Source organism: Prolixibacter bellariivorans ATCC BAA-1284 (genome assembly GCF_000621705.1).
GTDB lineage: Bacteria > Bacteroidota > Bacteroidia > Bacteroidales > Prolixibacteraceae > Prolixibacter > Prolixibacter bellariivorans.
On record NZ_JHXO01000008.1, the window covers coordinates 162,545 to 186,256 of the forward strand.

General features: G+C 44.2%; 19 protein-coding genes. 15 read left to right on the plus strand and 4 right to left on the minus strand.

Annotated features, from left to right (window positions below; all coding sequences use genetic code 11):
* Positions 1–310 precede the first annotated feature (310 nt).
* From T426_RS25100 to alr, 14 genes are all read left to right on the plus strand, one after another.
* Positions 311–3,289 carry a PAS domain S-box protein gene (locus tag T426_RS25100; RefSeq protein WP_025864758.1) on the plus strand — a complete coding sequence of 993 codons (2,979 nt, stop codon included), beginning with the start codon at positions 311–313 and terminating at the stop codon, positions 3,287–3,289.
* Entirely contained in the window at positions 3,286–4,476 is a 1,191-nt protein-coding gene (locus tag T426_RS0110680) for a hybrid sensor histidine kinase/response regulator (protein ID WP_025864757.1), read from the plus strand. Before T426_RS25100 ends, T426_RS0110680 begins: the two co-directional genes overlap by 4 nt.
* A 112-nt stretch (positions 4,477–4,588) precedes the next feature.
* Positions 4,589–5,533 carry a KH domain-containing protein gene (locus tag T426_RS0110685; RefSeq protein WP_148303762.1) on the plus strand — a complete coding sequence of 315 codons (945 nt, stop codon included), beginning with the start codon at positions 4,589–4,591 and terminating at the stop codon, positions 5,531–5,533.
* Positions 5,534–5,687: 154 nt separating this feature from the next.
* The gene (locus T426_RS0110690; protein ID WP_025864755.1) at positions 5,688–6,179 is read left to right on the plus strand and encodes an RNA polymerase sigma factor; all 492 of its coding nucleotides are present in this window, start codon (positions 5,688–5,690) and stop codon (positions 6,177–6,179) included.
* Positions 6,180–7,049 carry a FecR family protein gene (locus T426_RS0110695; protein ID WP_025864754.1) on the plus strand — a complete coding sequence of 290 codons (870 nt, stop codon included), beginning with the start codon at positions 6,180–6,182 and terminating at the stop codon, positions 7,047–7,049. It abuts the gene before it with no gap.
* A gap of 3 nt (positions 7,050–7,052) precedes the next feature.
* Positions 7,053–9,584, plus strand: a complete 2,532-nt coding sequence (locus tag T426_RS23415) for a TonB-dependent receptor (protein ID WP_027585680.1) — start codon at positions 7,053–7,055, stop codon at positions 9,582–9,584.
* 365 nt (positions 9,585–9,949) lie between these two features.
* A complete protein-coding gene (locus T426_RS0110705; RefSeq protein WP_148303761.1) occupies positions 9,950–10,501 on the plus strand; it encodes a hypothetical protein in 552 nt (183 codons plus the stop codon).
* 172 nt (positions 10,502–10,673) lie between these two features.
* Positions 10,674–10,979 carry a putative quinol monooxygenase gene (locus tag T426_RS0110710; RefSeq protein ID WP_025864750.1) on the plus strand — a complete coding sequence of 102 codons (306 nt, stop codon included), beginning with the start codon at positions 10,674–10,676 and terminating at the stop codon, positions 10,977–10,979.
* The gene (locus tag T426_RS0110715; RefSeq protein WP_025864749.1) at positions 10,976–11,509 is read left to right on the plus strand and encodes a GNAT family N-acetyltransferase; all 534 of its coding nucleotides are present in this window, start codon (positions 10,976–10,978) and stop codon (positions 11,507–11,509) included. The genes T426_RS0110710 and T426_RS0110715 overlap by 4 nt, the downstream gene beginning before the upstream one ends.
* Before the next feature lie 246 nt (positions 11,510–11,755).
* On the plus strand, positions 11,756–13,684 hold the full coding sequence (locus T426_RS0110720) for a S9 family peptidase (protein ID WP_025864748.1): 1,929 nt from the start codon (positions 11,756–11,758) through the stop codon (positions 13,682–13,684).
* Between the two features lie 184 nt (positions 13,685–13,868).
* Complete coding sequence (locus tag T426_RS23420; RefSeq protein WP_025864747.1) at positions 13,869–14,732, plus strand: pyruvate, water dikinase regulatory protein; 864 nt, start codon at positions 13,869–13,871, stop codon at positions 14,730–14,732.
* A 109-nt stretch (positions 14,733–14,841) separates the two neighbouring features.
* Positions 14,842–15,909, plus strand: coding sequence for an SDR family oxidoreductase (locus tag T426_RS0110730; RefSeq protein ID WP_025864746.1), 1,068 nt, complete (start codon positions 14,842–14,844; stop codon positions 15,907–15,909).
* A 184-nt stretch (positions 15,910–16,093) separates the two neighbouring features.
* Positions 16,094–17,227: an amidohydrolase gene (locus T426_RS0110735; protein WP_025864745.1), complete on the plus strand. Its 1,134-nt coding sequence runs from the start codon at positions 16,094–16,096 to the stop codon at positions 17,225–17,227.
* A 13-nt stretch (positions 17,228–17,240) separates the two neighbouring features.
* Entirely contained in the window at positions 17,241–18,398 is a 1,158-nt protein-coding gene (gene alr / locus T426_RS0110740) for an alanine racemase (protein WP_025864744.1), read from the plus strand.
* Between the two features lie 9 nt (positions 18,399–18,407).
* Here the strand turns inward: alr and T426_RS0110745 are convergent, their stop codons facing one another.
* On the minus strand, positions 18,408–18,854 hold the full coding sequence (locus tag T426_RS0110745) for a DMT family transporter (protein ID WP_025864743.1): 447 nt from the start codon (positions 18,852–18,854) through the stop codon (positions 18,408–18,410).
* Between the two features lie 120 nt (positions 18,855–18,974).
* Here T426_RS0110745 and T426_RS0110750 point away from each other — a divergent pair, with 120 nt between their 5' ends.
* Positions 18,975–19,601, plus strand: coding sequence for a MarC family protein (locus tag T426_RS0110750; protein ID WP_025864742.1), 627 nt, complete (start codon positions 18,975–18,977; stop codon positions 19,599–19,601).
* Positions 19,602–19,640: 39 nt separating this feature from the next.
* On the opposite strand, the gene T426_RS0110755 is transcribed toward T426_RS0110750, so the two are convergent.
* The 3 genes from T426_RS0110755 to T426_RS0110765 all read right to left on the minus strand — a co-directional run bounded on the left by T426_RS0110755 (position 19,641) and on the right by T426_RS0110765 (position 23,597).
* Entirely contained in the window at positions 19,641–20,966 is a 1,326-nt protein-coding gene (locus T426_RS0110755; RefSeq protein WP_025864741.1) for an NAD(P)/FAD-dependent oxidoreductase, read from the minus strand.
* A 142-nt stretch (positions 20,967–21,108) separates the two neighbouring features.
* A complete protein-coding gene (locus tag T426_RS0110760; protein ID WP_025864740.1) occupies positions 21,109–22,587 on the minus strand; it encodes a B12-binding domain-containing radical SAM protein in 1,479 nt (492 codons plus the stop codon).
* A 164-nt stretch (positions 22,588–22,751) separates the two neighbouring features.
* Positions 22,752–23,597: a LytTR family DNA-binding domain-containing protein gene (locus T426_RS0110765; protein ID WP_025864739.1), complete on the minus strand. Its 846-nt coding sequence runs from the start codon at positions 23,595–23,597 to the stop codon at positions 22,752–22,754.
* Between the last annotated feature and the right edge of the window lie 115 nt (positions 23,598–23,712).

Below are 23,712 nucleotides of genomic sequence, written 5' to 3' on the forward strand. Positions count from 1 at the left end.
GGCTACCCGAATGAGTACAATATTGTTGAAAAATTGCACTTTAAAATAAGTCTGGAAACAAATATTTATCACCTGTGCAAACAAACAAAGTGTCAAACGAACACTAATATTCTCATTTTCAAAACAAAAAACACACTAGTTCACACTATACTTATTTAGACTGCATTACATTTTCTGAAGGACAAAAATATTCTGAAAAAAAAGGCGTTAATTTATCATAAACTGACCCGACAAACCACCCCAAAAAATCATTTTCCCACAACCTGAATGATTATAGTATGAACAGTTAGAATCGTTTGCGAGAACAACAATGATTACCAGCAAACCGTGCATCTCCGATAGTATTCAACATGAATGGCAAAAGCTTTTCAGGTTTATGTCGGTGTATCTCGATGCACCTGTTCATTTGACTATCACATCAGCTACAACCAGGCGAACAACTTCAAAAAATTACACTGAATCCATTGAAATTCAATGGCCTGACGGTTCCTCATACGGCTTCCTTACCATCGAACATTCTCCCCAAGGCCATGATGAACAAACTCATCAATTGAAAGCATTGAAAATGCAAATTGAGGCCGATTTGAAAGTCGAATTTGAACAAAGTAGCAAACCAACATCACCAACCATCGATTCATATCAAAGCCTGCAAAGAACGCTGCAAACCTCGCTGGAGGCAAACAATGAAGGCGTTTTACTACTCAACCCAACAGGCGATATCATACACTACAACAGCCAGTTGACAAAGATGTGGAAAATGGAACCACTGATCGAAAGCGGTGCTTCGGCCGAAGAGCTATCCGATTTTGTCGAAAGCCAACTTATCAATTCATCTTTGGTCCTAAAAAGTCACCAAAAAAAGTTTCAACAGTACGATGAGCGGAAACAAATCGACACACTTTATCTAAAGGACGGCAGAATATTCAAACGGACTTATCTGCCAGTCATTGAGCAAGAACATACGATTGGAATGGTTTTCAGCTATCGCGATATTACGCCCGAGCAACAAACCAAACAGGAACTTCGGGAAAAGACAAATATTCTCGATACCATTTTCGATCAAGCTCCCATCATCATGATGCTGGTTGATGAACATGCCCGGATTGAAAAGGTCAACAAACCAGGAATAGAACTAAGTCGTTTTGGTCCCAATTCCGATGCTATTGGTAAACTAGTAGGAGACATTTTGCATTGCGTCAACGCCTATCCTAATATCTGTGGAACTTCGGACGCCTGCCATCATTGTGCAGTACGTCAGACACTCAACCGCACCGTACAAACAGGAAACGGCCAGCACAAGATCGAAGGCACCATGCAGATAAACGAAGGCAGTGGTACCATCACCCGGCATGTTCTTGTTTCCTCCACTACGATACAAACATCGACCGAGAAAAAATATCTGCTAAGCATCGATGACATTACCGAAAGGTACCTGGCCGAGAAATCGTTAAGCGAAAGCGAAAACCGATTCAGAACTTTATTCGAATACACACCGATTGCTTATCAATCGTTTGGCGAAAACGGTTGTTTTCTAGACGTAAACAACGAATGGAGTAAACTAACAGGCTACTCGCGTGATGATATCATCGGTCATTCATTTGGCGAGATATTCCATACAGAAATAAGAAATACGTTTCCAAAGCATTTCAGTCAATTTGCACTTGAAGGATACGTAAATGATTTGGAAATAACGCTGGAACGAAAAGATGGTCAGACGATAACTGTTCTTGTCACCGGACGTGTCCAATATGACAACCAGGGAAATTACCTTCGCTCACATTGCATCTTACTGAATTTTACCGAACGAAAACAAATACAAAAAGAACTAATTCAGGCCAAAGAAGAAGCGGAAGAAGCCACCCGGATCAAAAGTGCTTTTTTAGCCAACATGTCGCATGAAATCAGAACTCCCATGAATGCCATTTTGGGATACGCCGAGATTCTCAATCAAGGCATTACCGAACCGGTACACCGGGATTATCTTTCATCGATGCAATCGAGCGGAAAAATTCTGATGAACCTGATCAATGATATCCTCGATTTCTCGAAAATTGAAGCCGGTAAAATGGAACTGAAAAAAACACCGGTTGATATTCGGCTGCTGATAAAAGAAATCCTCGATACATTTCAGCTAAAAGCATCGCAAAAGGGAGTTAAACTAATAAGTCAAATTTCAGAACAAACTCCGCAGTTACTCCTTTTGGACGAACTGAGACTTCGTCAGATATTTCTCAATTTGCTCGGCAATGCACTAAAATTTACCTACAAGGGATATATCAAAATTGAAGCGTCTGTCATAAAACAAGCCGAAAATTCGGCCACCATTCAATTTCGCGTGGAAGACACAGGAATCGGAATTGCAAAAGAGGCTCAGACAAAAATATTTGAAGCTTTCGAACAGATCGACAACCAGGACAGCAAAATATACGGAGGAACAGGTTTAGGTCTTGCTATCACCCATCGATTAGTTAAACTAATGGAAGGCGAAATCAGGCTACAAAGCAGCCCCCAAAAGGGAAGCTCCTTCTTTGTAAAGCTACCCGATGTCACCATTTTCAATGAAGAAGATGAGATAGAACCAAGGAATCAGCTGGCTATGGATGGTCAAATACCGCCTGACACCACCATATTAGTCGTTGACGATAACCAGGCAAACAGAAAGGTAACCCGTGGATTCTTTGGCCGCAGCCAGGTAAAAATATCAGAAGCTGAAAATGGAAAACATGCATTGGAAATGCTGAAGCAACTGAAACCGCATCTCATCATCATTGATTTGAGAATGCCTAAAATGAATGGATTTGAGACAGCCAGCAGCATAAAAAACAATTCACAGTGGCAGAATATTCCACTTATTGCCTATACAGCTTCGGAACTAACAGCTCAGGAAAAAAAACAATATCCAATGCTGTTCAATGCATTGATAAAAAAACCGGTGGAACGCAAAAAGTTTCTTCAAATCGTAGCAAACTGTTTACCAAAGACTTCTGCACATGTTCTTACTCCGAAATTAGCTGAAAATGAATTACCAATATTTCTTTCCGGCAGAGAAGGAGAAGGAAAAGAATTGATCCAAACATGGAAGAGCCTGCAAAAAATCAGGCCACGAAAAACAATGAAAGAATTTATCGACGAAGTTTCTGCTGTCGCAGAAACCATCAACCATTCGGAAATAACAAATTATGTGCAGGAACTGGAGCAGGCATTTCAATCATTCAATATTGAAAAAGAAGAAGCATTGTTTCGCGCATTTCCGGAAATTATTGAAAAGCTAAAAACAGAAAAGCCATGAATAACCATCAAGCCCGAATTTTAATCGTTGACGATAATCCGCGCAACATTCAGATTTTAGCTAAGCTGCTGACCGAACAGGGCTATCAGCCGGAATATGCCATGAATGGCGAAGAAGCCCTCGAGTGGTGTTCGTTAGAAACTTTCGACCTGATTCTGCTGGACGTAATGATGCCGGATATGGATGGTTTTTCTGTTTGTCGTCAAATAAAAGAGCTGCGCAAAAATACGGAAACACCGGTGATATTTTTAACGGCTAAAACCGATATGGACAGCATTAAGAAAGGTTTTCAGAGTGGCGGCATCGATTACATCAGCAAGCCATTTGCCTTCGATGAATTACTGGCAAGAGTAGAGACACAGGTGGAACTGAGCATTAGTCGCAAAAAGCTGAAACAGGTAAACCACTGGCTGGAGGATGAAGTTAAAAGCCGCACCGAAGAACTGGAAAGACTCAATCAGCAGCTGATGAAAGCGAACGATGAATTGCACCGGCTCGATAAAGCCAAATCGGAATTCATTCAGCTCCTCAGTCACGAAATCAGAACGCCGCTCAATGGAGTTTTGGGGTCGCTTTCTTTGCTTAAAAGTATTCAGATGGGCGGTGAATCGAAGGAACTGGTAGAAATCCTGGATTTATCAGTCCAACGGCTCGAACGTTTCTCTTTCATGGCTTTGGATGTTTCCCTTCTTCGCTCCCGCGGAAAACTGGCATTAAACCACGAAGAATCGGATTTGTATGAAGTTGTTGAACTGGCCCTGACCGAACTGTCCGATAAAATCAGAAGCCAAAACCTGAAGGTAATTCTGCACCAAGAATCAGGATTGGAAACCATGCTAACCATCGATCGGAAATTCATCAGCAAGGCACTGAACAACTTGTTGGAAAATGCCATTTCACATTCTCCGGCTAACGGGACCATATCCATCGATATCAGTCAAAAAAATCAAGTTCTACAGGTAACTATCCACGATGAAGGTGCCGGTTTCCCGGAAAAAATCATTCATTATCCATTCAAGCCTTTTTCAGCATATCAACGACACGATGCAAATTTCGGTCTCGGTCTGCATCTGACTCAATTGATCATGGAATCGCATAACGGACAACTGCAAATCGGAAATAACGAGTCGAAAGGTGCCTATGCTACGCTTATTTTTCATCCCGAATCGGTCATTGTGAATGCATGAAAAGAATTTATTTTTGAGGTTAACTGAATATTTTTTAAAAAGTTGGTAGGGTAACTCATCCATCATTCGGTGTAAGGTTAAAAATCAATAATTAACCAAAAACATCAATGACATGAGAAATCTTGTATTAGCAATGGTTGTAATAGCCGGCACTGCACTTTTCAGTTGTAGTGAAAAATCGGCTGACCTCGAATCCACACCCGAAATCACTGATGCTCAACTGACCAAATCAGTTTCCGCCATTATCAGCGATCAAAGTACAGTAGAAGCAGTTTCCGAGGAAGTAAATTATGAAGTGGATTTCATTTCTACAGCTGAGTCTGCAATTGACGACTATACCAGCACACTCAAAAGTGCCGATTTGACCGAAGGCCAAGGCTTTGGATATTACTATGGTTTCCATAAACGCTATCGCAACGGCGTTTGTCCGCGTGTTAATATTGCCATGGGAGATTCGGTATTCCCAAAAACCATTGTCATCGATTACGGCGACAGTACGGTACTGGCTAATGGGCGTGTACTAAGCGGAACCATCACCATTACCATTTCGGCTCCCATGTTTACCGACGGCAGTACCCGAACCGTTGCGTTCGAAAACTTCAGCGTCGATTCCATCGGTATTGATGGTACCCTTACCCGTGTTTACACAGGCGACGGTGTCACAGAGCAGGCATTCAGTTGCACCAGCGACCTAACGTTTACCATGCCCGATGGAAGCACCATTCAACGCATCTCTGACAAAACCCGCACCTGGGTAGCCGGATTGGATACAGAACTCGACCCGACCGACGATGTGATTGAAATAACCGGTTCAGTTCAGATTATCGATTCGGATGGAAACGAATACAGCTATGTCATCACCAGTCCGCTGATAAAAACAGGAGATTGCCGCTTCATCACGGAAGGTGAGATTACCTACTCGCAAAACAGTGAAGTATTCGCGGTAGTGGATTACGGAGATGGTACCTGTGACAATGTAGTAACAGTAACGACTAGCGATGGAACGACAGAAATGACCATCAGAGAATTCTGTCTGTCACAAAAGATAAACAGCTAAAGCAAAGTCCATCGTACAGAAAGAAAACCGCCATGTTGGAGTTCAGGCGGACAGCAGAGTTCATTTTTCATGCTCCCGGTGGTAACACCGGGAGCTTTAAAGAGCAACAATTGAAAAGCGTTTTGTAAATTCGCTTATACTAAATAAGGTTCCTTTGACGCAAGAAGAATTTAAAGAATTATTCGACGCTCATTTTGATGCCATTCGCAATTATGTGTACTATCGTTCAGGCGACCCCGAACTGGCCACCGATATTGCACAAGATACGTTCATGCGGTTATGGGAAAAGAAATCATTGGTAAAGTCCGACAACCTAAAAGGGTTGCTGTACAAAATGGCCAGCGATCTGTTTGTCAGTTCCTACCGGCGACAAAAACTGGCCATGGATTTTTCGGTGAAGCAGAATCAACATCCGCATAACCACGAAGATAGTCCGGAGGACCACCTCCAATACAAAGAACTGGAAAAACGTTATGAAACCGCACTTCGGCAAATGCCGGAAAAACAACGAACTGTTTTTCTGATGAGCCGGATGGATGAATTCAAATACCACGAAATAGCCGCTAATTTAGGTTTGAGTGTTAAAGCAGTTGAGAAAAGAATGAAGAATGCCCTGGCATTCCTGAAAAAGGCGATGGAGAATTAAATGAAGAAGAACTTACCATATAACGACAACCGTATCCACGAAGAGCCACTGGACCAGTATCCTGAGATCGGGTATCCCTACTCGAGGTCGAAGGAAGATGTCTGGAATGCGCTTTCGCAGAAAATGACCGACCGAACGGGCCAGTCAACACCCGTTCGAAGGTTGCATCCCTACCGGATGGCTGCAGCCGCTGTCATCATTGTTCTATTGGCAACAACCAGCTTTCTCAGGTTCTATACAAACAAGGTTATTGCTCCGGCAGGTCAACACATAGTGGCCCTTCTTCCCGACAGTTCAACGGTCAATCTGAATGCCGGTTCCACCCTCACCTATCATCCCTACTGGTGGAAAGTAGCCCGTTCTGTAAAACTAGACGGTGAAGGATTTTTCCAGGTGCAAAAAGGAAAACAGTTTGATGTAATTTCAAAATACGGTGAGGTAACTGTTTTGGGTACCAGCTTCAACATCTACGCCCGTGGCGATGATTACAAAGTAACCTGTTTTACAGGTAAAGTACGGGTTGAATCCATCGTTACACGCGAGAATATTATCCTTCGTCCTGACGAACACGCGTACCTGGAAAAGAACGGAAACCTAAAGGTCGTGCCCCACTACGATGTGAAACAATCCAATGCCTGGATGCACGATATGTTCATCTTTACCGGAACGCCAATCAACCTGGTATTCCAGGAAATTGAACGGCAATACAACGTTCAAATCAAGGCAAAAGGAAATATAGATTATACCTACACCGGAAATTTCACACGAAATATGCCTGTTATCGAAGTGCTGCAGTATGTTTGTGAACCATTTGGTCTTACCTTTGTAAAACAGTCAAAAAACGTATACCAGATCGAACAAAGCCACTAAACCGTGAAGCGAAAAATCGTTGTCGTCATTTTCATTCTTCTTGCTTTTGGAACCTCAGCCTTCGCTCAGAAATACGAAGTCAATGCACAGGATATGGCATTGAACCACGTTCTAATCGGCTTACGCGATAAATACAACTTTCATCTCTCTTTTAATGACAACGCCCTGGCTCAATACCAGGTTTCTGTTTCCGGTTCGTTCGACACTCCGGAAGATCTCTTCGACGCACTACTGAATAGTATTCCTTTCAGCTACCGAAAAAGGGGCAATGTATTTCTTATCCTTCCGGAAGAAAAAAAGCCGGAAACGCCGAAAGCATTTTCCCTTTCGGGACAAGTTTTGGAAGCCATTACTCACGAGCCACTTCCCTACTCCAATGTTTTGATAAACGATCACGGGTTGGCTACTGACTTAAAAGGAAGTTTCCGCTACATCTCCTCCGGAGACAGCATTTTCCGCATCCGAATTTCACATCTAGGGCACTACATTCTCGACACGATTTGTGGCCCCGGCAACAATTACCGGTTCATCCTCACACCATCCAGTATTGGATTAAAAGAGATCGTAGTTGCCAACAAAGTCGTCGAAAAAGCAACACAAATCGGAGATGCTCCGGGAGTGATGCGTCTGAATCACCAGATAGTGCAGTTCCTTCCGGGAAACGACGACAACTCGGTGTTTAACCTTCTACGATTGCAACCCGGTGTTCTGGCTGCCGGTGAGCAATCCAACGGATTGATTATCTGGGGAAGTTACGAAGGACACAGTCAGGTGCTTTTCGATGGATTTACACTATGGGGACTGAAAAACTTTAACGACAACATTAGTGCAGTCAATCCCTTGGTCGTAAAAGATGTTCAGGTGCTGAAAGGCGGTTATGATGCCCGTTACGGAGAACGGGTTGGCGGCATTGTCAATATTGCCGGAAAAAATGGTTCCACATACAAGCCCGGACTCAACCTGGCACTGAACAATGTCACGGCTAACGGCATGCTGGAAGTTCCTCTGTCGAAAAAGTCATCCATTCTGTTGGCCTTCCGGCAGACCTATTACAATCTCTACAATCCCGATGACGTTGAATATACCGGAACCACAACGACAACAACCGGTGGCCAGGGAATGGGGCCCGGCGGCGGACAAGGACAAAACTCCATCAATGTAAATATCCGCCCCGACTACACTTTCCACGACGCCAATATTCGTTTCTCAACACGCAGCGACAACGGCGATTTGTTTTACATCAGTCTGCTGGGAGGCGAAGATCAATTCAAATACACACTTAACCGGACAAACGCTCAGTTCGATATCTCCAAATCAACACAGGAGGATAACCGCCAGTTGGGCGGAGCTGTTTATTACGGAAAAACCTGGAATAAAGGGAATGCCTCCAGCATAACCATCGATTATTCCAACCTGGATAATAAAGTACGCAGTAATTATCAAAACCGGTTTGGCCCGGGCAGAGGGCTGGCCAGCTGGAGTAACTCCAACACCGACAATCAGGTTTCGCAGTTCTCTTTAAAAAACACAAACCGTTTCGCTATCAGCAAGCAACACACACTGGAAACAGGCTTCGGACTGATTGCCGAGCAGGTAAAACTAGTTAGCGATACTACAGAAATCAATTTCGCATCACAGGAAGCTGATTTGCAACGTCTCAACTTCTATGCTCAAGACCACATTGCCCTTCCAGGAAATATTCAGTTTAAAGGTGGTTTTCGGTTCGACTTACCGTTCGATCAGCAAAAGTTGTTTATTCAGCCGAGAATTTCAGCCAGTATTCCCATCAGTCAATCAGTGAAGTTTAATGCAGCATGGGGCATTTACAACCAATTCATCAGTAAAAGTACCGTTATCGATGCAGTTGGAAACTACCAATACCTGTGGTTTGGCTCCGATGGAACAGATGTTCCGGTATTAAAAGCAATACATTATGTGAGTGGCTGGTCGTTTCACGGTAAAAGCTTTTTGGCCAGCCTGGAAGGATACTACAAAGACATCAGTGGTTTAACGCAATTCCGCACCAATCCGGAAACCGGAGTTCAAACACATATACACGGAAAAGGGCGAAGCTACGGAGTCGATCTGTTCCTGAAAAAGGATTTTCATGGACATTCGGTATGGCTTTCCTATTCGTTGGGCAAAGCCGAAGAAAAATTTCTGACGACGGAATACCAACGAGCACCGCAAGATCAACGACATGAATTAAAGCTGGCGGGAATTATCAATCTAAAGCCTTTTTACCTGTCAGCCAATTATGTTTATGGGAGTGGTTTTCCACTCTACACCGATTCAACCGATCCCAATTCGTATACTGAGCCCGATTACCAGCGAACGGATGTTTCTGCAACCTGGCGTTTTTCAACTTCAAAACTCAGAGGTGAAATAGCCTTTTCCATCCTCAATCTGTTCGATAATTACAACATCAAGTACTCGACCTTCGAAACCGTGCCGCTCGACGACACCAATACCCTCCGGATTAACACCGAATCGGTTCCTTTCTCGCCCAGGCTTTCCCTTAGGCTGACGCTATAGCCTCTACCCATACGAAACACTACGAATCAACATATTACAGCATTACTTTTCCAGCCAAGTGTTGCAAAATGTTGCATTTCACCTTTTTTCCCTGAACAAGTGTTAAACCACGCCGTCATCCGCTAAAATATCCTAAATATGAGGGCACTAGGCCAACCCATTTCCGAATGCATTGTTTGATATGCCAAAAAGAAGATAATCATGTCTGGAATAAAAAAGATACAGAACAGGATACAGCTTCCGGAAATAATTTTCTCTTCCGGTTAGCTTGAAAAAATAAACCACCGGCTACCTGTCTGGAAAGACAGGCCCACTACAATCAGTGATTACAAGGATAAAGATGTTAAACTCAAAATTTCAGGGTCATGAAAAAGTCAATGTTAGCAAGTATGATTGTGCTGGCCTTTACCCTGCAGGCCTTCGCACAGCAGAAGATGAACGTACAGGTACCAATGGAAAAGCTGGTAATTGACCAGAATCAGGTTCCTCAAGCCGTTACACAGGCGGTACAAAAAGATGTGTCAGATGGTCAACCGGTTCAATGGCATACATTCCCTTACGTATTTAAAAAATACGGATGGGATGTGGTCAATCCGAAATTGGTCAAGAAAGAAAAGAAACCGGATCAGTACGAGGTCTACATTAAAACCAGCCACGGCGGCCGTATCGATGCAGTCTACGGAAAGAATGGGAACCTGGTGAGAATGCGCGAGGTATTAAAAAATGTTGAATTGCCAATGAACATTGAAGATGCCATTGCCAAAAGCCAGTACAAAGATTGGAATATCTCCAAAGACAAGGAATTGATAACCGTTGGAGAAGATCACGTTAAACATTATGTAGTAAGATTAACCAAGGGAGAACAGAAAAAGACCCTTTTCATAGACGAAAAAGGGAATTTCCTCCCACATGTTTAAACGTGCCCATATATACTATCACTAAAATGCTGCAGATTCCCGATTGAATCTGCAGCATTTTTTTGTAAAAACCCACTGCTTCCCTCATTTTTTTACTTCGGATAGTTATAGAATACCAATAAATTATCCAACAATTCTTATCTTGTATGCAACCGCCACCTAACTGCACTTTATGAAAGAAGAAATGGTGTCCATCCTGGTCATTTTCGAAACTTATAGTGACCATATTGAGCGATTGCGCAGCTTATTAGAAGTACTTTGTGAAATTGCCCGGGATGAATATAAATGTCCACGTTTCGAGGTCTTTCAGAATACCTATGCGAATGAAAAGTTTTTTTTGGTGGAAACCTGGCAAAATCGAAAAACCTGGGACAAATACGTAAATTCAGCTGAGTTCCGTTCGGCAATGGAAGAAATAAATAAACTACTTGAGCACCCGATTCAAATAACGATATTAAATAAACTGTCGCAAGCATGAAGTTCCCGGTATTACATACCGAACGCTTGATTTTGCGAGAAATGCAACAGAAAGATAAGGAACACTTTATCAATTTTATGACGAATCAATCGTGTACGCAGTATCTCATGTTCAATGAAGAGCAAAAAACCCACAAGGGTGCCCGCAGGTTATTCGATTACATCCTGAACAGTTACTTATCCAACGAACCGGTATTAGCGCTTGCCGTTGCATTAAGAGAGAAAGACGAAATGATTGGTTTGGTAGGAGCATCACCAATAGAAACTCCGGGTATTTATGAGTGCTACTACACTTTGTTTCCTGAAATGACCGGCCACGGCTACGCCACCGAAGCAACCAGAAGGCTATTTCAATTCCTGTTTCAGAATCGAAATGCAACTGAAACAAGAGCGTATATGTACCCGGAAAATAAAGCGAGTCGACGTGTCGCCGAACGATTAGCCATGGAGAACAAGGGCATTCAAAAGCATCCCGTTTTTCAAAGCAACCAATTGTTGTATGTCTGCTATCCTGATAAAGTAACCGGCTAACCAAACTACAAAGTGAAGTACCCCTTTCTCTCCCCTGTTTTTATTTTCACAAAAAGAATGTAAATTTATAAAACACTGAACACAAGACAGAAGAACCATGATTTTTCGTTCAGATTGATAATTGCCCCCGATTTAACCTTGATTATCGCAGTGAATGCTGCTGATGGGAACCTCTAGTCATTTTTATCAGCAACAAGCCTGCGGTAATACAAGCATACAACAACCTACAACTTAAAAATATGACTCATGAAAAAAACAGCCTTCCACGCTTCCATTCTGCTGATAGCGTTTGCTATGTTTGCCTGCAAACAAAAACCGGCAGAACCTCAACGCACGGTAAAACAGTATTCCATCGATCAGTTTTACAAGAATAAATCCATTTATGGAGGACAGTTTAATGCTGATGAATCCAAACTACTGATATGCAGCAATGAATCGGGGATTTACAACTTGTACGAAATCAACCTCGATAATGGAACTAAACAGCAAATAACCGATTCCAGGGTCGAGTCCATTTTCCCGGTTGACTATGTTCCGGGAACCGACCAAATCATCTATTCAGCCGATAAAGGTGGAAATGAAATCAGTCATCTCTATCTGCTTTCACCCGATAGCACCGTTGTGGATTTGACGCCGGGCGAAAAGGAGAAAGCCAGTTTTGCCGGCTGGAATAAAGATAAAACAGCCATGTATTACCTGTCGAATAAGCGCGACCCGCGTTTCTTCGATTTGTATAAAATGAAAATCGGCGACTGGAAGCCGGAAATGATTTATCAAAACAACGATGGACTCGAGATTGACGGTATCTCCTGGGATGAGAAATACCTGGCACTAACCCAAAATATCACGACCAGTGAAACCAAACTTTTCCTCGTAGGTCTGAAAAACGGACAACGCACGGAGATTTCCCAGCCCGATTTCCCCGGTATCTATGCTGCATCAGGCTTTAGCAAAGATGGAAGCTCCTTCTTCTATCGTACCGATGCTGATTCGGAGTTCATGTACCTGGTGAAATATAATCTCGCTGACGGCAGTCGTGAACCGGTTTATCAAACCAACTGGGATGTTGTCTTTAGTTACAATTCGGAAAATGAAAAATACCGGGTAATCGGTGTGAATGAAGATGCACGAAATAAAATCATTGTATTGGATAACGCTACTGGACAGGAAGTTGCCTTTCCGGATATTCCTGATGGAAATATTCTCGGTGTATCGATTTCGGATAACGAAGATATGATGCGTCTTTCGGTTGGAACGTCCAAGGCTCCCACCAACATTTATGTCTATAATTTCGAGACAAAGGATCTGAAAAAACTGACCAACTCGCTGAACCCGGACATCAACCCGGATGATTTGGTTTCAGCTGAAGTGGTACGGTTCAACTCTTTCGATAGCTTGAAGATACCGGCTATCTTCTACAAGCCCGTCAATGCATCTGCCGACAACAAAGTGCCTGCGTTGATTTGGGTACACGGTGGCCCGGGAGGTCAGTCCCGAACCGGTTACTTCGCACTGATTCAATACCTGGTGAACCACGATTACGCGATCCTTGCGGTAAATAACCGGGGCAGCAGTGGCTATGGAAAAACCTTCTACAAGATGGATGACCAGAATCACGGAGATAAGGATTTGATGGACTGCATCTACGGGAAGAAATACCTGCAAAGGCTCGATTTTATCGATCCTGAAAAAATTGGAATCATCGGCGGTTCCTATGGCGGTTACATGACGATGGCAGCCATGACCTTCCATCCGGATGAATTCAAAGTTGGCGTCGATTTGTTTGGCGTTACCAACTGGTTGCGCACCCTGAAGTCCATTCCGCCTTACTGGGAATCATTCCGGAAAGCGCTCTATGCCGAAATGGGCGATCCTTTCACTGCGGACTCGGTTCGTCTTTACAATATTTCGCCACTTTTCCATGCCGATCAGATTAAAAATCCGGTGATGGTGTTACAGGGAAAAAACGACCCGCGTGTGCTGCAGGTCGAATCGGATGAAATTGTCAACGCGATGAAGCAGAACAACGTTCCGGTTGAATATGTCGTCTTCCCCGATGAGGGTCATGGTTTCAGGAAAAAGGAAAATGAAATTACAGGTTATGGAAAAATCCTGACTTTCCTCGATACCTATCTGAAAGGTTCTGATGAAAACAGTGCAGAGGTGAAACAATAGGTTATTCCGCACAGGCGGGTTTCATTTCTTTTTTCAACGCTGAGTTTAATTCCATGATTTACGGTGACCACCTTCGTCTGTAAATCATGGAATTATTTGTAATTTATAGGAATGCTCATCCGGTGCTTTCGCGAAAAAGCAGGAATTACTGGAATGAATCGATTTATTCATCAGCACAAAAGCTATGGAAAAAGTTGAAAAAAAACCGGCCGATAAACTTTTTGTAGTTTCCGGAGGTCGCGGAGTGGCTGGCCATACCATGGTTCAGTCCCTCCTGATACAGTATCCTGATAACAAAATTCCGGTTGTCATTATTCCCAATGTCCAAAGCAATGAAAAAATCAAAGAGGTGGTTTTGCGGGCCAAAAAGGCCAATGCATTAATAACCCACACCATGGTCAACTCCGACCTGCGGCATGAATTGCTTAAAGCCTGCCGGGAAGAAGGTGTCGAGGAGATCGATTTCATGGGACCACTAGCCAATTATCTTGAGAACAAAATTGGTTTGATAAGTGTGAATGTACCTGGCCTTTACAGACGTATCAATGCGCAATATTACGACCGTATTGAGGCCATTGAATATGCTTTGAACCAGGATGACGGACTTAATCCCAGACGGCTAAAAGACGCGGAAATTATACTAACCGGAGTCTCCCGGAGTGGTAAAACGCCACTTTCGGTGTACATATCGATGTTTGGCTGGAAAGTTGCTAATGTGCCGCTGGTAAAAGGCATAGAACCTCCGGAAGAACTGTTCAATATCGACCCACGACGGGTTTTCGGTCTCTCCATTAACATCAGCTATCTAATCGCCCAACGACATAAACGACTTTCGCAACTGGGTTATGGCGACAATCCAAGCTATACCGACAAACGCATTGTTTCTGATGAGTTGCAATACGCCAGAATGATTTTCGAACGTGGTGGATTTACGGTTATCAATGTGACTAACAAACCCATCGAAACCAGCGCCAACGAAATTATCGGACACATATACGACCGGTTTGGGGAACAAGAACGAAAGCATCAAAAACCACCGGACAGTTAACACCTCCGGAATTCATCCGAACATCGGTCACGCATCCTCTGTTAAAGAGGAAAGATTCAGTCTGGATGAAACAGACTGTCCGAAAAAACGATCTTAAAAACAATACGATATGAAGACAAGTGTGCAAATTGACTCCGCCAAACCGATTCTCGTCACAGGTGGTTCGGGCTATGTAGCATCCTGGATAGTAAAGCAGTTACTCGACGCAGGCTACAATGTAAGAACAACCGTTCGAAATAAATCGAATACCGCCAAATATGAGCACCTGCTGGATATCGCCAAAGAATCCAAAGGAAAACTGGAAGTTTTCGAGGCTGACCTGATGAAGGAAGGAACCTTTCTGGAAGCCATGAAAGGTTGCGAGTTGCTGTTCCATACCGCTTCTCCTTTCAAGATAGCGGGATTTAAAAGTGCGCAAAAGGAGCTGGTCGATCCGGCACTTCAGGGAACCCGAAATGTACTGCTATCTGCCAATATCACACCTTCATTGAAGCGCATTGTTCTCACTGCCAGTGTGGCCACGATATACGGCGACGCTATCGAATCGCAAAATACGCCCAACGGAACGTTCACCGACAGGGACTGGAATGAAACCAGCTCGCTTTCGCATCAACCCTATTCTTATTCCAAAACCGTGGCCGAAAAAGAGGCCTGGAAGATGGAAAGAGAACAAGACCAATGGGAGTTGGTAACCGTTCATCCCGGATTTGTGCTGGGCCCGTCACTCACGCCGCGGACCGATTCTACCAGCATCGATTTTATGATTTCCTTCCTAAACGGAAAATACAAAACCGGTGTTCCGGATTTCACCTTCGGATTTGTCGATGTTCGCGATGTAGCAAAAGTTCATGTGGCCGCTGGAATGACTCCAAGCGCCAAAGGACGTTACATTGCCGTTTCCGAGTCAAAGACCGCATTGGAAGTGGCACAGATTCTCCGCGAAAAATACAACGGAAATTACCCTATTCCGACCAAAGTGGTTCCCCGCCCGTTATTATATATCGTTGGCCCGATGATGGGATTCAAATGGAAATTCCTGAAAAGAAATCTCGGATATCCGATAAAATTTGACAATTCCCCAAGTATCAACCATCTCGGGATTCAATACATTCCATTGAAACAGACCATCGAAGATCATGCGGAGCAAATTATCAATGAAGGACTACTGAAGAAATAATCTGCACACCGCCATTTCAAAAACTTTGCCATACCAAATTACTCCGGTAATAGCTGCCTGTCAGTTAACCGGAGTTTCGCTTTTTCCTCCCGGGAAGAAAAGAAAAAGAAACCTTTACAAAAGATTAGTCTTATTTAACACTTAAATTATTTAATTTTCGTTCTCATATTAAAAATAAGGGCTTATGTCAACCATTCAGGATATCATCGAACTAAGACATAATTTGCACCAACATCCCGAAATATCGAACAGGGAAAAGCAAACCTCAGCCCGGATCAGCGAATTCGTGCAGCGATACCATCCCGATAAAACCATCGATATCAGCCACACCGGAAAAGCCTTCGTTTTCGAAGGAAAGAATCCCGGTCCCACCGTGATGTTTCGCGCCGAGCTCGATGCATTGCCCATTCTGGAACACACCGATGTACCTTACTCCTCTCAAAACTCCGGAGTATCACACGCCTGCGGACACGACGGACATATGTCGATGGTAGCTGGCCTCGCACCCTTCATTGCCGAAAATCGTCCGGAAAAAGGAAGAGTTGTGTTGCTCTTTCAACCGGCCGAGGAAGTGGAACAAGGCGCCCGTGATGTAGTTGAATCAGCGGCTTTCACCGATATAGCTCCTGATTTTATCTTCGGATTACACAACATTCCGGGCATCCCGAAGGGAGAAATTGTTTTGCGCAAAGGCACTTTTTCGGCAGCATCCAAAGGAATGATCATCCGGTTAACGGGAAAAACATCCCATGCGGCTGAGCCGGAAAATGGTATCAGTCCGGTGAGAGCTATCGAACAAATCATCCACGGACTATCGGAAGTTGCCGAAAATAAATCAGCATTCAACGACCTGGCCCTCCTTACCATTGTGCACATCCGCATGGGCGAAGTTACTTTTGGTACCACACCGGGCGACGCTGAAGTGATGGTTACCCTTCGTGCCTACGAGAACAACGACATGCAAAAAATGACGCGCCTTGCCGAGCAGGTAGTTGAAAAAGCCGCTGAAAGCGAACGACTGCAACATGTCATCTCCTATGTCGAAGATTTCCCGGCGCTGGAAAATGATGACCAATGTGTTGACATGCTGGAGGACGCTGTCCGGAAAACGGGACTAGCTTTCGGGTACAGGGAACAACCATTTAAATGGTCAGAAGACTTCTCTTATTATACACAAAAATACAAAGGTGGCTTCTTCGGATTGGGCTCCGGTACCGACCAACCTCAGTTGCACAATCCCGAATTCAATTTTCCGGATGACATCCTCGGTGCCGGGATGAATATTTTTCAAGCACTCTACAAAATGTTGCTAACCTAAAAACAATCATTTCATGCAGGAAACCTCTGTCATTACGCTAAAAGAAAGTGCGCTCATCAACAATATCCAGTTTTTGAAAAAGAAGCTGGGAAAACATGTCAAAATATCCTCAGTAGTAAAGGCCAATGCTTATGGTCATGGCATTGAGCAAATGGTTCCCATGCTTGAAAAAGCCGGCATCAATCATTTTTCTGTCTTTAATTTCGACGAAGCACAACGGGTCTGCAGTAGCCTGACAAAGAAAAGTACGGTGGTTATTATGGGGTACATCTCCAAAGAGCACTTACGCGAAGCCATCGACAAAAATTTTGAGTTCTTTGTTTTCAACCTGGGACGGTTGGAAGTAGCACTTGAAGAAGCGCGCAACTTAGGCAAACCCGCCAAAATCCATCTGGAAGTGGAGACCGGCATGAATCGGACCGGATTGAATATGAGTGAGCTGATTGAAGCCATCGATGTCATTAAAATGCAACCGGAGCATTTTCAGGTACGGGGTTTCTGTACACATCTCGCAGGTGCGGAAAGTGTCTCCAACCATGTTCGCATCCAAAAGCAAATGAAACGCTACCGGCAGATGAGTGCTATCCTCGAAAAGAATGATATTACGCCTCGTTACCGCCATGTAGCCAACTCAGCCGCTGCCTTTGTTTATCCGGCAGCACGACTCGATTTGGTACGCATTGGTATTATGCAATATGGCTTTTGGTCGAGCGCAGAAACATTTATCCATTTCATTAACCACAAGAAAAACCATACTGATCCGTTACACCGGATTTTAGGATGGGAAAGCAAAGTGATGTCCATCAAACTTATTAAAACAGGCGAATTCGTTGGTTATGGGAACCATTTTCTCGCGCAGCAGGATACGCTTACAGCACTTGTCCCGGTAGGATATGCCACAGGCTATAGCCGTTCGCTGAGCAATAAAGGACGGGTACTCATCCGTGGCCGTAGCTGCAATGTGATTGGCGTGGTGAACATGAACATGGTTGTTGTCGACATATCGGCCATTCCCGAAGCCAAAATCGGCGATCAGGTGGTTATCATTGGCCGGCAGGGCGATGCCGAAATCAACGTATCCGCCTTTAGCGATATCAGCAATGCCCTTAACTACGAAGTGCTTTCACGGCTTCCGCTGAACATCGAAAGAAGAGTGATTCCGGCAGAATAAAATTACTGCTTACTTTTTATTCACTAAATACAGGCCGGCAATCACCAACAGCGTTCCGGCAATGCGGCTGGCTGCAATTGGTTGTTTCGGGACGCCCAGTAAACCATAATTATCAATAATGAGCGACAAAATGAGTTGGCCCGCCACCGCTGCAATCAGTACATTGGCCACACCAATTTTGGGTACAAATAAAATGACACTGGTTACGAATATGGCTCCGAGCAAGCCGCCAATCAGCAAATATGGTGGGATGCCCTTCACTGCATGGAAAGATGGAAAACCAATTTGCATGATCAGCAGCGCCGCAGCAAGCGCCAAGGTTCCCCCCAGGAAGGAGATAAAAGCAGCCTGCAGCGGATGGGACAACATTTTCCCCAATTGGGCATTGATGGCTCCCTGCCAGGCAACCAGACTTCCCACAATCATGACCAAGAAGATTATCAGTAGTTTATTCATTCGTTCAGCAATTATTTCAGAATAACTGTTCTTCATTTTAACCGTCAAAACGGCTGGTTAATCCAACCAGAAGGCTTGTAAATTGTTCAATAACTATAATTATCGGTCAAAAATAACAATATGAATCATCTCCTAAGTTTTTCACTCACCGTTTTCATGGGCTTTTTCGCCATCATGAATCCCATTACCAACATCCCGATTTTTCTAAGTCTCACCGATGAAGCCGACTCCGCTACCCGAAAACGAATTGCCAAATCGGCAACATTCACGGCCCTCATCATTGTACTCAGTTTCATCATCATCGGGAAATACATTTTCATGGCTTTCGGACTGACGATTCCCGGTTTCAAAATTGCCGGTGGAATCCTGGTATTTTATGTCGGATTCGAAATGCTGCAATCCAAAAAATCCACCATTCACCATTCCGATAAGATTGCCATCGATGAAGGAATGGCTATTTCACCGCTGGCCATTCCCATTCTGGCCGGACCGGGAACGATCGTTACCGCCATGAACTACGTAACACAGAGCAACGTATGGCACATGGTTATCACATCGGTTATTTTTGGCGTGATGATTCTCCTCACCTACCTCGCTTTCGTTTACAGCGATTACATCCTTCGACTGGTAGGTCACAAAATCATCGTGGTAATGAGCAAGATTATGGGATTAATTCTGGGCATCATCGGGGCCAACATGGTTACCGAAGGAATCCGTATTGCGTTCCATCTGGGAGGCGCTTCATAAAATTCAGGGCAAAAAAATTCCCGGTTTCCCGGGAATATATCAATTTGATGAAGTTTCCATTTGATTGGCCGGCGGCACTTCTTTGTGCTTCGGATGTTTGGCCGGCGAGATAATCAGCCTTAACGACTGATCGTAGAAGATGTAATTCCAAACCCAGTTAATAAAAATCATGAGTCGGTTCTTCACCCCAACGATCGACATCAGGTGGACAATCATCCAGACCAACCAGGCCCAGAATCCGCGGAAGCTAAACTGAGGTAAATCGACAACCGCCTTGTTACGGCCGATGGTCGCCATGGTTCCTTTATCGCTGTAGCGGAATGGTTTGAGCGGTTCACCTTTTTCCATTCGCGGAAGGTTTTTCGCTAACAAACGTGCCTGTTGAATAGCTACCTGCGCCACCTGCGGATGTCCGTGCGGATACTTTTCTGTTTCCATCGTAGCAATATCGCCGATGGCAAATTCATGCTCCTGTCCTTTTATGCGATTGAACTCATCAACGGCAATACGATCACGTTTATCAATCAGTTCAGTTGGAATACCGTCCACCGGCATTCCTTTCACTCCTGCGGCCCATACCAACGTATTGCACGGTAGTTTTTCCCCGGTCGAAAGCGTTACCTCTTCTCCATTATACGAATCCACCGCAATACCGTTATACACCTCAACCTCCAGCGATTTAAGAAAATCCTCGGCTGCTTTGTGCGATTTCTCCGACATGTGTCCCAATAGCTTACCGGAAGCTTCTACCACGGCAATTTTCACCTTCCTGTGGTCAATTTCGTGGTAATCGCGTGGAATAATCCATTTGCGCATTTCTGCTAACGCACCAGCCACTTCCACGCCCGTCGGGCCGCCGCCTACAATCACGACGGTCAGCAATTCCTGCCGTTTTTTCTCATCATCGATGCTGGAAGCCCGTTCAAAATTCATCAGGATGTGGTTACGCAATGCCAGCGATTCGGGTATACTCTTCAAGCCCCAGGCACGCTTTTGAATCTCTTTGTTGCCAAAGAAATTGGTTCCGGCTCCCATGGCATTCACCAGGTAATCGTAATGAATCGTTCCAACACTGGTATGCACGACCTTCTTATCGAAATCGACGCTCTGTATTTCCGCTTTGCGAAAATGAACATTCTGGTTATTCTGAAAAACTTTCCTTAGCGGAAAAGCGATAGCGCTGGGCTCGAGGCCGGCCGTTGCTACCTGGTAGAACAAAGGTTGAAACTGGTGATAATTATGCTTGTTTACCAAAACAATCTGAAACTCACTTTTCGCCAGTTTCCGGGCAAGGGTAAGTCCCGCAAAACCACCTCCCAAAATAACTAACCGTTTACCGCTATAACTCGGAATATTCGCACTCATATGAATAAGAAATTATTTATTGTTTGTGTCTTTTTTGTCTACAAACAAAGCAAGCTGAAAAATTCCTGACGAATTCCCCATTGTTAAAGTGGATTTAACTTTCCGGAAACCAATTCCCAAAATTGAGCAAGGAATGATGTAATTAAGCGATGGAATAAATCTTACGAAAATGATAGCCATAAATGGCCAGAGTAATTGCTTCGGGAAAGTTTTCGGGGCAATGAACGATGGTCCAGACAAACAACCTCCAGTAATAGAACTGACCTTGTTTCAATACGCCCAAAACAAACATGGAACGCATTAACGCCTTTATATTGGAGAAAGTCATTTTCCGGTGAGAGTGCAGCCCCGGCTGATAATTCTTCAAAAAATGCTGGACTCGCTGATAATAGGGTTTGTAACTATAAATTTCTGTCAGCACCTGGCGGTATCCATCCATCAGAAAATCGAGGTTCATCCGGGGAATAAAATTCATGCTGAAGTCGGTATTGTTTCCCGAACTCACATCTAACAGGCGCTTCTCATCCTTAAGCCGCTGGTACAGTTTGGTTTTCTTTTGCGCATTCAGCAAGCCCACCATGGCAGTCACGATGCCACTCTGCTGAATAAAATCGATCTGCCTTTGAAAAACGGAGGGTGAATCATCATCGAACCCAACAATAAAACCACCGGAAACCTGCAGTCCGAATCGTTGTATTTTCCGGACATCTTCCACCAGATTCCGTTCAGTATTCTGCATTTTGTTGCACCCTGCCAAGCTCGCCTGTTCGGGTGTTTCAATTCCCACGAACACACTTTCAAATCCGGCCATTGCCATCAGGCGCATCAATTCTTCATCATCGGCCAGATTAATGCTCGCTTCGGTATTGAACCGGAAAGGATACTTTCGTTTCTCCATCCAGGCAATCAACTTCGGAAGGAGCTCTTTTTTCAACCGTGCTTTGTTCCCAATGAAATTGTCATCCACAAAAAAGATGTTTCCCCGATGATTTAACCGGAACAGGTTTTCCAGCTCAGCAATCACCTGTTCAGATGTTTTGGTACGAACCTTGCGCCCAAACAGCGCGGTGATATCACAAAACTCGCAGTCGAACGGGCATCCGCGCGAATACTGCAAACTCAAGGTCGCGTATTGTTTCAAATTCAAAAGACAATAATCCGGTACGGGTGAAGTATTGAGCGACGGAAACTCGCTGGTTTGATAGAGATGCATGGGAGTGCCTGCAGCCAGATCATCCAGGAATTCAGGAAGGGTGATTTCCGCTTCATTCAGCACCAGGTAGTCAATCATGGACCACTCCTCCGGCTCACTGGTAAAAAGCGGTCCGCCAGCCACTATCTTCCGGTTCAACCGCTGACACATATGAATGACCTCCCGAACCGAATCGCGCTGAATATCCATGGCCCCGATGAACACCAAATCGGCCCGCCAAACATCTTCTTCCCGCAAGGGAGATAAATTCATGTCGACCAGTTTTTTCTCCCATTCCGCCGGCAACAACGCCGAAACAGTCAGCAATCCCAATGGTGGATTGGCGACCTTTCGGGCGATAAACCGGAGTGCATGCTTAAAACTCCAGAATGTATCGGCACATTGCGGATTGACTAAAAGTACGTTCATTGGGTTTCCTGTTAATATCTGTCCAGAGAAGAAAAATGGCATCTTCAAATTTACCCGTGCGCATTCTTCTTCCTTAATTTAGGGATAAACGGTGAAGACTTCAATGCCCCAGGGACGAATTGAACAGATAAGGGTTTGGTCTCCCGCTTTAGGGATGAACCGGACTAAAACAGTTCCGGTTCGTGCAGTTTGTCGAATATTTCGCGGAAACGTGGAGCAAAGGAACGAGACACATGCAGTTCATCGGTAACACCGTCCAGATGGATATGGTAACCATGCTGACTGCTTCGCATGCGGGTAACATACTTCATATTTACGATACAGGTGCGATGACAACGAATGATATTCGGAAAACGTTTTACCTGTTTCATGGCATTTCCCAATGTATTCCGGACCATGATCTTTTGCAGTTGCTCACCGTCCTTCCAGTATATCTCGATATAGTTTTGTGCCGAGTGAATCATCACCAAATCGTGCAGGTTTACCTGGGCGTTTCCTCTTTTGTATTTCGATGGAAAATTGACCATAACAGCTGTCGAAGCATCCGGAGAACCTTCAGCCGAACGAAGGCTCATTTTGAGCAGGCGGTTTTGGTTGATGACTATCAGCAGCGATACCGGAATAATGCCGAACAACAAAATCCGGATGAGCGTGGGAAAGTTCAATTCGTATAAACCCGTCAGCCGCGCATAAAAAAAGTACCCAACGGTAATGGTCATCAAAATCCAGAGATTCCAAAAAATTTCGTGCTTGATTTTCCATTTCCCGGAAAGGAAAATACCCGGAAAAATAGCTGGCAACACCAACAGGTTGATGCCCAGTGAAAACAACGTAACCAAGGCAAAACCCAGTAACAGATACACCTTGTCGTACAGGTCAAGAACCGATAAATCAAGGGGTTTGTAGAGCAACAGGAATAGAAACACAGCCAAACTGATTCCGAGGATTATCCGCAGATTACGCTTAAAATCGTCGTTAAACGGATATGGTTTATTCAGATAATCAAGCATTGCTATTGGGCAATAAATGGCTCACTGAATTAAAGATACAACTTTGAAAACGCTTTTAAAAGCGTTTAAAAATCCTGTTTTGCACCATTCATCAACAGGAGAATTTATTTGTTCC

Bases quoted from the DNA above. Each gene is read 5' to 3' on its own strand.
- T426_RS25100 (WP_025864758.1), top strand. From the start codon at position 311: ATGATTACCAGCAAACCGTGCATCTCCGATAGTATTCAACATGAATGG.
- T426_RS0110680 (WP_025864757.1), top strand. From the start codon at position 3,286: ATGAATAACCATCAAGCCCGAATTTTAATCGTTGACGATAATCCGCGC.
- T426_RS0110685 (WP_148303762.1), top strand. From the start codon at position 4,589: ATGAGAAATCTTGTATTAGCAATGGTTGTAATAGCCGGCACTGCACTT.
- T426_RS0110695 (WP_025864754.1), top strand. From the start codon at position 6,180: ATGAAGAAGAACTTACCATATAACGACAACCGTATCCACGAAGAGCCA.
- T426_RS0110705 (WP_148303761.1), top strand. From the start codon at position 9,950: ATGAAAAAGTCAATGTTAGCAAGTATGATTGTGCTGGCCTTTACCCTG.
- T426_RS0110710 (WP_025864750.1), top strand. From the start codon at position 10,674: ATGAAAGAAGAAATGGTGTCCATCCTGGTCATTTTCGAAACTTATAGT.
- T426_RS0110715 (WP_025864749.1), top strand. From the start codon at position 10,976: ATGAAGTTCCCGGTATTACATACCGAACGCTTGATTTTGCGAGAAATG.
- T426_RS0110720 (WP_025864748.1), top strand. From the start codon at position 11,756: ATGAAAAAAACAGCCTTCCACGCTTCCATTCTGCTGATAGCGTTTGCT.
- T426_RS23420 (WP_025864747.1), top strand. From the start codon at position 13,869: ATGGAAAAAGTTGAAAAAAAACCGGCCGATAAACTTTTTGTAGTTTCC.
- T426_RS0110730 (WP_025864746.1), top strand. From the start codon at position 14,842: ATGAAGACAAGTGTGCAAATTGACTCCGCCAAACCGATTCTCGTCACA.
- T426_RS0110735 (WP_025864745.1), top strand. From the start codon at position 16,094: ATGTCAACCATTCAGGATATCATCGAACTAAGACATAATTTGCACCAA.
- alr (WP_025864744.1), top strand. From the start codon at position 17,241: ATGCAGGAAACCTCTGTCATTACGCTAAAAGAAAGTGCGCTCATCAAC.
- T426_RS0110745 (WP_025864743.1), bottom strand. From the start codon at position 18,854: ATGAATAAACTACTGATAATCTTCTTGGTCATGATTGTGGGAAGTCTG.
- T426_RS0110750 (WP_025864742.1), top strand. From the start codon at position 18,975: ATGAATCATCTCCTAAGTTTTTCACTCACCGTTTTCATGGGCTTTTTC.
- T426_RS0110755 (WP_025864741.1), bottom strand. From the start codon at position 20,966: ATGAGTGCGAATATTCCGAGTTATAGCGGTAAACGGTTAGTTATTTTG.
- T426_RS0110760 (WP_025864740.1), bottom strand. From the start codon at position 22,587: ATGAACGTACTTTTAGTCAATCCGCAATGTGCCGATACATTCTGGAGT.
- T426_RS0110765 (WP_025864739.1), bottom strand. From the start codon at position 23,597: ATGCTTGATTATCTGAATAAACCATATCCGTTTAACGACGATTTTAAG.